The 12,028-nt window shown below is 69.7% G+C and carries 12 protein-coding genes; 1 reads left to right on the plus strand and 11 read right to left on the minus strand.

Features of this window, described 5'->3' with window-relative positions:
* Positions 1-91 precede the first annotated feature (91 nt).
* Positions 92-1,390: a plasmid replication protein gene (locus tag TSH58p_RS31545; protein ID WP_109068954.1), complete on the plus strand. Its 1,299-nt coding sequence runs from the start codon at positions 92-94 to the stop codon at positions 1,388-1,390.
* A 56-nt stretch (positions 1,391-1,446) separates the two neighbouring features.
* Here TSH58p_RS31545 and TSH58p_RS31550 read toward each other — a convergent pair whose 3' ends face one another.
* The 11 genes from TSH58p_RS31550 to TSH58p_RS31600 all read right to left on the minus strand — a co-directional run bounded on the left by TSH58p_RS31550 (position 1,447) and on the right by TSH58p_RS31600 (position 11,976).
* On the minus strand, positions 1,447-1,854 hold the full coding sequence (locus TSH58p_RS31550; protein WP_109068955.1) for a type II toxin-antitoxin system VapC family toxin: 408 nt from the start codon (positions 1,852-1,854) through the stop codon (positions 1,447-1,449).
* 6 nt (positions 1,855-1,860) lie between these two features.
* The gene (locus TSH58p_RS31555) at positions 1,861-2,097 is read right to left on the minus strand and encodes an AbrB/MazE/SpoVT family DNA-binding domain-containing protein (RefSeq protein ID WP_109068956.1); all 237 of its coding nucleotides are present in this window, start codon (positions 2,095-2,097) and stop codon (positions 1,861-1,863) included.
* A gap of 34 nt (positions 2,098-2,131) precedes the next feature.
* Entirely contained in the window at positions 2,132-3,688 is a 1,557-nt protein-coding gene (locus TSH58p_RS31560; RefSeq protein ID WP_247873908.1) for a PepSY domain-containing protein, read from the minus strand.
* Positions 3,685-3,987, minus strand: coding sequence for a hypothetical protein (locus TSH58p_RS31565; protein WP_109068957.1), 303 nt, complete (start codon positions 3,985-3,987; stop codon positions 3,685-3,687). Before TSH58p_RS31565 ends, TSH58p_RS31560 begins: the two co-directional genes overlap by 4 nt.
* A gap of 10 nt (positions 3,988-3,997) precedes the next feature.
* Entirely contained in the window at positions 3,998-6,496 is a 2,499-nt protein-coding gene (locus TSH58p_RS31570) for a TonB-dependent siderophore receptor (RefSeq protein WP_247873909.1), read from the minus strand.
* A 177-nt stretch (positions 6,497-6,673) separates the two neighbouring features.
* The gene (locus tag TSH58p_RS31575; protein ID WP_247873910.1) at positions 6,674-7,711 is read right to left on the minus strand and encodes a FecR domain-containing protein; all 1,038 of its coding nucleotides are present in this window, start codon (positions 7,709-7,711) and stop codon (positions 6,674-6,676) included.
* Positions 7,708-8,283, minus strand: coding sequence for an RNA polymerase sigma factor (locus TSH58p_RS31580; protein WP_109068959.1), 576 nt, complete (start codon positions 8,281-8,283; stop codon positions 7,708-7,710). Before TSH58p_RS31580 ends, TSH58p_RS31575 begins: the two co-directional genes overlap by 4 nt.
* Positions 8,284-8,502: 219 nt before the next feature.
* Positions 8,503-8,919, minus strand: a complete 417-nt coding sequence (locus tag TSH58p_RS31585; RefSeq protein ID WP_109068960.1) for a DUF3830 family protein — start codon at positions 8,917-8,919, stop codon at positions 8,503-8,505.
* A gap of 127 nt (positions 8,920-9,046) precedes the next feature.
* On the minus strand, positions 9,047-10,471 hold the full coding sequence (gene hydA / locus TSH58p_RS31590) for a dihydropyrimidinase (protein ID WP_109068961.1): 1,425 nt from the start codon (positions 10,469-10,471) through the stop codon (positions 9,047-9,049).
* Between the two features lie 115 nt (positions 10,472-10,586).
* The gene (locus TSH58p_RS31595) at positions 10,587-11,270 is read right to left on the minus strand and encodes a GntR family transcriptional regulator (RefSeq protein ID WP_109068962.1); all 684 of its coding nucleotides are present in this window, start codon (positions 11,268-11,270) and stop codon (positions 10,587-10,589) included.
* Between the two features lie 10 nt (positions 11,271-11,280).
* Positions 11,281-11,976, minus strand: a complete 696-nt coding sequence (locus tag TSH58p_RS31600) for an amino acid ABC transporter permease (RefSeq protein ID WP_094305872.1) — start codon at positions 11,974-11,976, stop codon at positions 11,281-11,283.
* Between the last annotated feature and the right edge of the window lie 52 nt (positions 11,977-12,028).

A 12,028-nucleotide genomic window follows, 5' to 3' on the forward strand; every position in this document is an offset into this window, starting at 1 on the left:
GCCTGCCACCTACGGAACCACGCGCGACATCGTTGCGTTGGACGACGGAAGCGGCATAGGCTTTGTGTTCAGGATTGTGGAGAGGCACCAGATGTCGGGGCAGATCGTCGTCAAGCAGCGCCGTACGGAGACCCAGGGGCAGACTCTCCAGGGCACGCTGTTCGAGCACATCGACGCCACGACGGGCCGGCGGCACAGCGTCAACATGGTCTCTCTGTACGATCTGGCCCCGAAATACGTGTTCGACAGCCCCGAATCGAAGGCCAACGGACAGGCGGCGCACAATCTGGAACCGAGGGACCCGTCGGTTCAGGACGACCGGCTGCCGATGATCCATCGGCAATTCTCCTTCGCCGACCAGATCTACCATCTCACGGTCGTGCCGGCGCGCATCCAGCGCCGGGTGAAGGGCAGGGATGGCCGCTTCGTCCGCGATTCCAGCGGGGCCCACGTGGTGGAGGAGATCGACGCCTATCCGGGCGAGCGGGAACAGATCATCGAGGACGTCATCCGCAAGCTGGCCTCGGACCCGGCGCGCCTGTCGGTGGACAACGGCGAGGCGATCCTGCGCTTCTCGCTCTACGAGGTCTGGCAGGAGCTGCGCTCCGTCCGGCACACCCTCAGCATCCCCGAGATCAAGGAAGCGCTGATGGTCATGCGGCGCTGCACGGTCCAGATCGAGCGACGCGGCCGCCGCAAGGTGATGATGGATTCGGGCATTTTCGCCGGGCTCGGGCTGCGGCAGCGTCCCAGCGAGACGGACGACGCCGACGACGCGTCCATTCTCGATGACGAGAGCGGCGATGCGGAAACCTTCGTGCAGTTCAACATGATGCTTCGCGAGGCGATCCGCCGGGTCGACTGGCATTCGATTTCCTACGAAGCCCTGATGAAGATCCGCAACCCCTTCTCGCGCTGGCTGTTCAAGCGCATCGCCGAGACCTTGCGCCAGGACCCATCGCAGTCCGTGGTGCACATCACCGCCCGTGACATCATCCGCGATTCCGGGATGGCGGAGTGGTCGCGGTTCCGCGACATGCGCATGCGGATTCACGACGTCGTCAAGGCGCTGGCCGACACCCAGATCGGCGCCCTCGACCGCATCGAGATCGAGGAGATCAAGGAAGGGCGCAAATACGTCGACGTCGAGTACAACCTGTACCCCTCGCAGTCCTTCCTCGACCAGATCCGTCGGGCCGTGGCGGAGCGCTCGGTCAACGAGCGCGAACTCACCCTGGTGGTCGACAACGGCGACCTCGACGAGACCGGCCGTCCCAAGCGCTTCGTTCCCGTCACCCCGGAAACGGCCAATCAAAGCCGCCGCCGCCGCCGGGCGGCGCTGCCGAAGGGCGGCGACGGGCAGATGCCTCTGCTGGACATCGTCAAGTAGGGCAGGGGAGACGCGCCGGTGCCGACGGCTTGGGGACCGGTTGCTCGCCGTCGTTCCTATGGCGAGTCCGGTGTCATGAGATGGACGGACGGAAAGTACGAACGGTACCGTTTGGCGTCGCGGGTCAGCAGCGGCAGCCCGAGCACGGCGGCGTGAGCGCCGATGAAGAAATCCGGAAGCACCCCCGGGCGGATGCCGCCCGCGGACCGGTAGCGCCGGAACGCCTTGCCGGCCAGAAAAAGAGCGTCGCGGGGAATCTCTTCCATGGCGATGCCGGCCTCGTCGAGCAGGACGTCCATCTCCTCGATCCGCTCGAAACCCACCGACAATTCGGCATAGACGACGCCGTTGATGATCAAGGGCCCCTTCGCGGCCGCCCTGTCCAACTGCCGGACGGACCAATCCGCCCACACCGGATCATTCGTGGTGAGGTCGAGAAGCACGTTGGTGTCGACCAGCGTCATCGGCGCTCAATCCTCGCCGCGGGTCAGCGCCATGATCTGGTCCGTGCTCAAACCGGCGGTGGCTCGGCCCCGCAGGCGCTCGAACCGGCTCCTCGCCGCCACCGCCCGATCCGCCCTGCTCAGGACAACGCGCCCGTCCTCGGCGATCTCGAACTCCACGGCGCTGCCGGGACCGAGTCCCAGCCGGTCGCGGATCGGCTTCGGAATGGTCACCTGTCCCTTTGTGGTGAGCGTCGTGGCCATGGGCGCCTCGGTAATACCGGAGTGATGTCCGGTATTACTTAACGCGCGCCGCGGCGTCCTGCAAGGGGACCCGTCCGGGCGCGTTCCGCCAACGCCCTGCGCGCGCACGGCGCCAGGCCAGCAGACCGAACAGCGCGCCCGTCGCCAGGGCGGTCAGATCGATGCCGGCGACCCCCCACAGCCCGCGCGCCAGCGTCACCCCGAGATGGGCCTGGCTGGTCAGGGCGTTCATCAGGGGCAGGGCGGTCCAGAGAAGCGTCGCCGCCGCCAGCTGCTCGCCCCAGGCCCGCTGGACGCCGCGCAGCGCCGGGTGCAGGGCCGCCAGAAACCACGTGGCGAAGAAGGCGAGGGCCTCGAAGGTCTCCCGCCCGGCCAGCCCGGCGGGCAGCAGCCGGTTGGCCCAGAAATAGGCGGCGATGGCGATGGGCAGTCCGACCATCACCGCCAGATTGGCGCCGTCGGCCAGCCGCAGGCCGAAGGACGGGGTCGCCTCCCGCTTGCGCCGCTTGATGATCCAATAGACCTGCCCGGTGCCGATCATCGCGGTGCCGGCCAGCCCGCAGAGGATCATCGCCAGCCGCAGCGGCGTGTCGGCGAAGCGCATCATGTGCAGGCCGTAGGCGCCGGCCCGCGTCGCGGCGGCTCCGCCCGTTCCGTCCCAGACCGTGCGCACCGCGCCGGTCGTGCCGTCGAACAGGATGGCTTCCGGCGTGATCACCACCCGGTCGGAATCGGTGCGCTTGAGGAGAATGGTGGCGGCGGCGTCGCCCGGGTTGTCGATGACGATCCATCCCGGCCGCCCGCCGTCCCACCGCCGCTCCGCCTCCGCCAGCAGCGGCGCGATGGCGGTCAGGGGGGCGGCCCGTCCCGCCGCGGCCGGCGGCACCGGTTCGGCGTAAACGGCGGTGTTGAAGGCGGCCGGCCGGTCACCGAAGGCCGCCTGCAACCCCCAGGGCATGTAGAGCAGCATCAACGGCACAAGCCCGGTCACGGTGATCAGCGCGTGGTAGGGCAGCACGATGATGCCCAGCGCGTTGTGCACGTCCATCCACAGCCGCGTGCGCGAGCGGTTGGGGCGGAAGGCGAAGAAATCCCAGAAGACCCGCCGATGGATGACGAAGCCGGTGATCAGCGCCACCAGCAGGGCCACCCCGGCGGCGCCGATCAGGTAGCGTCCCACCAGGCCGGGAACGCGCAGGTCGAAGTGGAAGTAATAGAGGAAATCGCCGCCGAAGGTCGCCCGCGCCTGCAAGGGGCGCCCGTCCGCCGGCTCCAGCGCCAGCTTGCGGAAGGCGGGCTGTATCCCCGGCGGGTTGTAGACATAGACCTGGGTCGCGGTCCGCCGCTCGTCCGGCAGCGTGATCAGCCAGCGGCGGGCCTGCGGCGCCTCGCGCGACAGGGTGGCGATCGCCGCCGCAGCGGCGTCGGGGCTGTTGGTCGCTTCGACCCGCTCGGGCTGCATCCAGCGGGTGATCTCGAAGCGGGCGTAGGCGGTGGTGCCGGTCAGGAAGACGCAGAACAGCAGCCATCCGACCACCAGCCCGCCCCAATTGTGCAGCCACGTCATCGACAGGCGGAAACTGCCGTTCATACCCCGGTTCCCGTCATGCTTTTCAACAGTGAGACCGCCGCCCAGACCGCCGCCCAGACCGCCGTCGTCAGGCCGGCGGTCCAGGCCAGGGCGCGCAGGGCGCTGGCCGCGGCGAAGACCATCACCACGGTGAGGACGCAGGGCAGCAGCGCCGCCATGGTGGCGGTCAGCACCGCCTCCGCCCGGTCCTGCACGGCCGGCAGCGCCAGGGACAGCGCCGCCGCCGTTCCCGCCGCCAGGGCGTAGCCGCCGACGACGGCGGTCACGACCCGCAGCGTGATCTCTGTTTTTCGCGTCACCGTGACCGTCTCACCAGGAATACTTCAGCGAGCCGACGACGGTGCGGCGCAGGCCGTAATAGCAGTTGGTCGCCCGCGAGCAGGCCGCGACATACTCCTTGTCGAAGAGGTTGCTGGCGTTGATCGCCGCCTGAATGCCCTGAAGCTGCGGGTTCAGATAGGACAGGTCGTAGCGCAGGGCGGCGTCGACCAGCGTGTGGGCCGGCACCTTGAAGCTGTTGGCCGGATCGCCGTAGGTGAAGCCGACGTAGCGCAGGCCGACGCCGCCGCCCAGGCCGGCCAGCGGGCCGTCCTGGACCGTGTAGTCGCCCCAGGCGGAGGCCGAATGGGTCGGCACGGCGACCGGCCGCTTGCCGCGGTCGGCGCCGTTGCTCTTGGTCACCTCGGCGTCGAGGAAGGTGTAGCTGGCCACCGCGTTCAGCCCGTCGGCGAGGCTGACGCGCGCCTCCGCCTCGAAACCGCGCGAGCGGACCTCGCCGGTCTGGATGTTGTAGTTGGTGTGCAGCGGGTCGGCGGTGGTGACGTTCTGCTGGGTGATGGTGAAGGCCGACAGGGTGAACAGGCTGCGGGAGCCCGGCGGCTCGTACTTCAGCCCGGCCTCGTACTGCTGGCCGGTGGTCGGCTCGAACGGGTTGCCGAAGAAATCGCTGCCGGAGGTCGGCTCGAAGGATTCCGAATAGCTGGCGTAGGGCGCCAGACCGTTGTCGAACAGGTAGAGCGCCCCGACCCGGCCGGTGAAGGCGTCGTCCTGCTGGGACGTCCGCGCCTGGTTCAGCCGGTTCCGCTGCTGCGTTTCGGCCCAGTCCTTCCGCCCGCCCAGCAGAACGGCGAGGCCGCCCCACCTGATCTGGTCCTGGGCGTAGACGCCGGTCTGGGTGATGCGGGTGGCGGTGTTCTGGTAGATCGGCGGGGTGGCGATCGGCAGCCCGTAGACCGGGTTGAACAGGTCGAGGTTCGGTGCCGCCGCCTGTCCGCGCAGCGTGTCGCTCCGCAGCCGCTGGTGGTCGACGCCGGCCAGCACGGTGTGGCGCAGCGGACCGGTGTCGACGGTCACCTGGACCTGATTGTCGACGGTCAGGTCGTTGGCGCGCTCGCGGGCCGAGAAGGTGGTGCGCCGCGTGGTGCGCAGGTCGGGCAGCAGGCCGGACGCGTAGACCTGCTTGAGGTCGAGGTCGTTGTGCAGGTAGCGGGCGTTCTGCCGCACCGTCCAGCGCTCGTCGAACCGGTGTTCGAAGCGATAGCCGACGCTCATCGTCTTGCGGTCCCAGGCGTTGAAGTTGGGATCGCCCGTGAAGAGCTTGGTCGGCAGCGTGCCGTTGGGGTTGGGCAGCACGGTGCCCTGGGCCGGCAGGTAGTTCAGCGGTGAATCGTCGAAATTGTCGCGCTGGTAGAGGCCGATCAGGGTCAGGCTGGTGTCGTCGGACGGCCGGATGGTCACGGTCGGGGCGGCGGCGAGCCGGCGGCGCTCCGCGATGTCGGTCTGGGTTTCGGTGTCCAGCGCGACGCCGGCGAAGCGGTAGGAGAGCCGGCCGTCGCCGGTCACGTCGCCGCCGATGTCCAGCGCGGCCTGCTTGCGGCCCTGGTTGCCGGTCTGCAGCATGATTTCATGCCGGGCGTCGGGGGAGGGCTGCTTGGTCACCATGTTGACCAGACCGCCGGGGCTGGTCTGGCCGAACAGCACCGAGGCCGGACCCTTCAGCACCTCGACCCGCTCGAACAGGTACGGGTCGATGCCGGAGGTCAGGAAGCCGCTGCCCTTCAGCCGCAGCCCGTCGAGATACTCGTTGAAGGACACGCCGGTGGTGCCGTTGCCGCCGAAGCCGCGCACCGAGATGCCGTCGCCGCCGAAGGAGGAGGACCCGCCGTTGCGGGCGGTCGTCACGCCGGATGTGTAGTTCAGGACGTCGGCCAGACTCCGCGCCGCCTGGGCGTCCATCTGGTCGCGGGTGACGACGGAGATCGACTGCGGCGTTTCCAGGATCGGCGTGTCGGTCTTGGTGGCGGTGGCGCTCTGGCGGGCGGCGTAGCCCATCACCGGGCCGGTCGCCCGCTCGCGCGTGCCTTCGACGGTCACCGGGTCCAGCACCGTCTCGCCGGCTTGCTGCCGCGACAGCACGGCGCGGCCGGGGCCGGTCATCTGGTACGACACGCCGGTGCCGGACAGCAGGCGGCGCAGCGCCTCGTCGGCGCTCATGGTGCCCGACACGCCGGGGGAGGACAGTCCCCGCGCCACCTCGGCCGGGAAGCCGACCTCCCAGCCGCTGACCGTGCTGAAGGCGTTGAGGGCCGTGACCAGCCCCTGCGGTGCGATGTCGAACCGCTGCCCCGCCGTTTGTCCGCCCATCTGCCCGGATGCCTGGGCCATCTGTCCGCCGGTCGTCGCCGGCGCCGCCAGGGCGGCGCTTCCCGACGCACCCCCCGCCACGCCCACCCCGGTCACCGCCGACGACAGCAGCACCGCCCGCAGCAGGGCCGTCCCCCGGCGCCCCCGCGAACCCCGATCCATCATCCCCGCACCCATCGTAACGCATTCCCCATGATCGCGACGTCTCAACCGGCCGGACCCGCGCCGCCTTATTGCAATTGCGACGCATTCCTAAATGCCGTGCCGACCTGACGTTTGAGGATCGTGAAAAGCGGAAATTTTTTTCGGGGGAGGTCGCGCGGGCCGGGAAGACCGACGGCGTCAGGGGCGCGGGCGCAGGATCAGCAGGGCGTCGGACACCCGCAGCGTCTCGGCCCGCACCAGCCCGGCCAGGGCCGTCGCCGTCCGCGCCGGATCGTCCAGCCGGTAGTTCCCGGTGATCCGCCGGTCGGCGAGGGAGTCGGGAACCATGATCAGTCCCGGATAATAGCGGTCCAGCTCGTCCATGACCTCGCCCAGCGGGCGGTCCTCGAAGACCAGCCGGCCATCGACCCAGCCGAGCGCCGCCGACAGGTCGGCGGGGTGTTCCGCGCCGACGCCCGACGCGGTGACCACCACCTCCTCGCCCGCGCGCAGGCGCACGGCGGGGCCGCCGGGCCGCGCGACGTCCACGGTGCCGTGGCGCACCGTCACCGTCACCCGTTCGTCCAGGTAACGGACGGCGAAGGCGGTGCCGACCACGGTCACCACGGCGGGACCGGCGGCGACGCGGAAGGGGCGGGCGGGGTCGGGCGTCACCTCGAAGAAGGCGGCCCCGCGCAGCAGCCGGGTCCGCCGCTCGGCCCCGTCGACGTCGGTGGCGAGCGCCGTCCCGGTGTCCATCAGCACCCGCGATCCGTCGGCCAGTTGCAGGCGTTCCTGCACGCCGGTCGCGGTGCGGTGGTCGGCCTGAAGGCGCAGCGGCAGGTCGGCGGCCAGCCCGAGGCCGACCGCCACCAGGAGTCCCGCCGCCCACGCCATCGCCCGGCGCGCCAGCGGCCGGGAACGGCGCGACGGCCGGAGGGGCACCGCCGGAGCGGCGTCGCGCGGCGCCGCGTCGGGAACGGCGGTGGCCGAAACCGTTGTGGCCGCCAGCGCTTCGCTGAGAAGGGGCGAGGACCACATATCCTGCGCCAGGGCCCAGGCGCGGGCGTTGCGGGAATCGGCGGCGCACCAGTCGGCGCAGGCCTGCCGGCACGCGTCTCCCGCGTCCTCCGCCTGCAGTCGGATGAACCAGTCGAGCGCCCGCTCCAGCGGTAAGGACGGGTCGGTGTCGTCGGGGATGGGGCCGGGCATGGGAGTCGCGGGTGGTGCCGTCACGGTCTTTCTCTTTGTAAGACGTTCGAGCCGGCGGAAACCCGCAATCCTTCCCGGTCGAGCCGGGCGAACACCTCCAGGCAGGCCAGCAGGGCGGCCTTCAGATCCTTCTGCACGGTGCTGACCGAGACGTCGAGCCGCTCGGCGATCTGCGCGTGGGACAGCCCTTCCATCCGGTTCAGCAGAAGAATGCGGCGCTGCCGTTCGGACAGGGACGCCAGCGCGGCGTTCATCCGGGCCAGCCGCTGGCGGTCGCCGGCCTGGGTTTCCGGGGAGGGCAGGGGGGCGGCAACCTCCTCCATCCCTTCGGCGCTGGCGTCCTGCACGACCACCCCGGCGAGCCGCCGCTCGCGCCGCAGATGGTCGAAGGCCAGATTGCGCGCCGTCTGGAACAGGAAGGGCAGGGGATGATCCACCGGCCGGTCGCGTTCCGCCGCCCTCACCTTGAGATAGGCCTCGTGCGCCAGATCCTCGGCGGTGGCGGCGCTGCCGACCATGCGGGACAGCAGGCGGACCAGCGCGCTCCGGTGTCCCATGAAAAGAGCGTCGAGCGACGGCTTGGCGGTGTCAGCCATGCGCCACCGGACCCGAAACCGGCGCCTTCATACAATGCAGATCGGGGATGCAATGCAGATCGGGCATGGCGTCGCCCTGTTTCTCCACGGAAAAGCGGCTCGGCCGCGCCATGACCGGTGCATGACGGCGATAATATACTTAGAATGCGTATCATTCTCAACGGTATGTTCCGCGTGCGGAACCGCCGTGCGCCGAGGCACGGCGGCGCCTCGCGCGGATCAGCGGGCCAGTTCGAAGCGGATCGGCTGCGCGCCTTGCCACAGGGTGCGCTTGCCGAGTTCGGCCAGATTCTCCAGCCCTTCGGTGATGGTGATGAAGTGGTTGCCGGCGAGCTGGCCCATCTTGCTGGAGAACTGCACGCCGCCGTAGGCCAGCAGGATCTCGGTCTCGCTGATGCCGCCCGGATAGAGGATGATCTGGCCCGGCGCCGGGTGGCTGGTGTGGTTCTCGTAGCCCAGGCCGAAATCGGTGTCGCCCAGCGGAATCCAAACGCCTTCGCCGCTCCAGCGGACATGGACGATCTGGCCATCGTAGGGCAGCAGGCTGCGGAACTTGGCGCAGGTCTTCGGCGCCGCCGCCGACTCGAAGCGGGCGCCGAAGGTGAAGGGGCCGGCGGTGATGGTCAGGGCGTCCATGGTGTCGTGGTCCTCGTGTCCTGGTTCTTATGGTCCCCACCCTAACCCTCTCCGGCCTGGCGGGGGAGAGTTAGGGTGGGGGGAATGTGCTTTGTGGGGGGAATGTGCTTGGGGGGAAAGCGCTTTTTCAGGCTGTCGCCACCTTCGGCCGCGCCAGATCCGGCGTGTCGCAGCGCAGGAAGGCGCCGCGGCCGGGCTGCGCCACGCAGGCGCCGCCCTCCACCACGACCTCGCCGCGCGACAGCACGGTCTCCGGCCAGCCGGTCACCTCGAGCCCCTCATAGGGGGTGTAGTCGACGTTGTGGTGCAGCATGCTGTTGGTGATGGTGACCTTGCGGTCCGGGTCGTAGATCACGATGTCGGCGTCGGCACCGATGGCGAGGCTGCCCTTGCGCGGGTGCAGGCCGTACATCTTGGCCGGGTTGGTCGAGGACAGCTCGACGAAGCGCTGCAGGCTGATGCGGCCCTTCTTGACGCCTTCCGAGAACAGGATCGGCAGCCGCGTCTCGATGCCCGGCACGCCGTTGGGAATCCAGTTGAAGGGCGTGTTGGCGCCGTGCAGCATCTTGCCCTTGGGGTCCTGGTAGCGGAACGGCGCGTGGTCGGACGACACGATGTGGAAGGTGCCGCCGGCCAGCGCGTCCCAGACCGCCGCCTGGTTGGCCTTGTCGCGCGGCGGCGGGCTGCAGATGCACTTGGCCCCCTCCATCCCATGGCCGTGCAGGTCGTGCTCGGTCAGCACCATGTATTGCGGGCAGGTCTCGGCGTAGATGCGCATGCCGCGGCCCTGCGCCCAATGGATCTGCTCGATCGCCTCGCGGCCCGAGACGTGGACGATCAGGATCGGCACGTCGGCCAGCTCCGCCATGGCGATGGCGCGGTGGGTCGCCTCGCGCTCCACCAGCATCGGCCGGGAGTCGGCGTGGTAGCGCGGCGCGGTGTGGCCGGCGGCGAGCAGCTTGTCGGTCAGCCAGCCGATGAAGTCGGCGTTCTCGGCGTGGATCATCGCCATGGCGCCGTCGCGCCGGGCGACGCTCAGCAGCTCCAGCACCTGCCGGTCGTTCAGCTTCATGTCGTCGTAGGTCATGTAGATCTTGAACGACGTGTAGCCGTCATGGATCAGCGCCGGCAGGTCCTGGCCGAGGAGCTGGTCGGTCGGGTCGCTGACGATGAGGTGGAAGGCGTAGTCGATCACCGCCTTGCCGTCGGCCCGCCGGTGGTAGTCGGTCACCGCGTCGCGCAGCGACTGGCCCTTGAACTGGCAGGCGAAGGGGATGACCGTCGTGGTGCCGCCGCAGGCGGCGGAGCGCGTGCCGGTCTCGAAATCGTCGGCCGACTGCGAGCCGTCGCTGGTCGGCTGGTCGAGGTGGCAATGGCCGTCGACGCCGCCGGGCATCACCAGCTTGCCGGTCGCGTCGATCTCGCGGGCGCCCGGCCCGAGCCCGGTGCCGATGGCGGCGATGCGGCCGCCGATCACCCCGAGGTCGGCGGCGAACACGTCGGACGCGGTGGCCAGCGTGCCATGGCGGATCACGGTGTCGAACTGCGGCATGGAACTCTCCTTGCTCCTTTGGGGGCGGTCCTGATGGGCATGGGCGCAAACCGAACCCTCTCCTCTCCGGGGAGAGGGCAAAGCCGGCGCCCATAGGTCCTGATGGGGGCCGGAATCACAGGAAATAGCCGCCCGGATTGGCCTCGGCGGCGATGGCGCGGCGGGCGTCGTCCTGGAGGTTGCGCAGATGCGCCAGCATGGCGGCCTTGGCGGCGGCGGCGTCGCGCCGCTCCACCGCATCCAGCACCGCCCGGTGCTCCGTGTCGATCTCGCCCTTGCGGTGGAAGCTGCTGGAGATGCGGAACAGGCGGGCGACCACCCGCATCCGCGTGATGGTCTCGGCCAGCGTCGCGTTGCCGCTGACATGGGCGAAGAAGCTGTGGAAATGGTTGTCGTAGCGCCAGTGCTCCATGTCGTCCTCGCCGCCGTCCAGCGCGTCGAGCCCGCGCCGCAGCTCGGCGAGGTCGGCGTCGCCGACCAGCGGCACCGCCGTCTCGATGGCGTGGCACTCCAGCAGCTCGCGCATCTGCATGCATTCGAAGAACTCGCGGGCCGAGACGACGCGGACGCGGTAGCTGCGCTCGCTGGTGCGCTCCAGCAGCCCCTCGCCGACCAGCCGGACCAGCGCCTCGCGCATCGGGGTGCGCGACACGCTCAGCCGCTCGGCCAGCCGCCCCTCCGGCACCTCGGCGCCGCCGGGGATCTGGCGGCTGAGGATCAGCTCGCGCAGATGCCCGTAGGTCTGGTCGCCGAGGTTGGCGGGCCGGGGGAACAGCGGGTCGGTCGGGGGAGGGGTCATGAGCGGGGCCTCACTGGCCGTCGACGATCGCGATGTTGCGGTAGGCGCGGCCGAAATGGCGCTCGATGCGGCGCTGGACGATGTCCCACAGCGAGGTCATCAGCAGATAGTAGAGCGCGGCCACCGTGAACAGCTCCAGCACCATGAAGCGTTCCTGGATGAGCAGCTGGGTGCTGCGCAGCAGCTCCTCCATCGAGATGACCGAGGTGACCGAGGTCGTCTTCAGAAGCCCGTTCACGCTGTTGCCGAGCGCCGGGATGATGATGCGGATGGCCTGCGGCAGCACGATGTAGACCATCACCTGGGCCGAGTTCAGGCCGAGCGCGCGGCCGGCGTTGCTCTGCCCGGCGGCGACGCCGAGGATGCCGCCGCGGATGATCTCGGCCAGATAGGCCGCCTCGTTGAGGATCAGGCCGATCAGCGCGGATTCCGTCACCGACAGCTTGATGCCGATCTGCGGCAGGCCGGTGTAGATGATGATGAGCTGGACCAGCAGCGGCGTGCCGCGGAACACCCAGATGTAGGCCTGCGCCGCGGCCGACACCCAGCGGTAGGGCGACAGCCGCAGCAGCGCCAGCAGGCAGCCGACCACGAGACCGCCGGCGATGCCCGCCAGCGTCAGCCACAGGGTCGTGATCGCTCCGCTGAGCAGGTAACCGTTGAACAGGTAGTCGAAGAAGCCGTCCCAGTTCCAGCCGCTGGTCATTCCGTCACCCTTTCGCTCTTATCCGCCGTGCGGGCGGCGGGCGGAGCAAGCC

The organism is Azospirillum sp. TSH58, from assembly GCF_003119115.1.
Classification (GTDB): domain Bacteria; phylum Pseudomonadota; class Alphaproteobacteria; order Azospirillales; family Azospirillaceae; genus Azospirillum.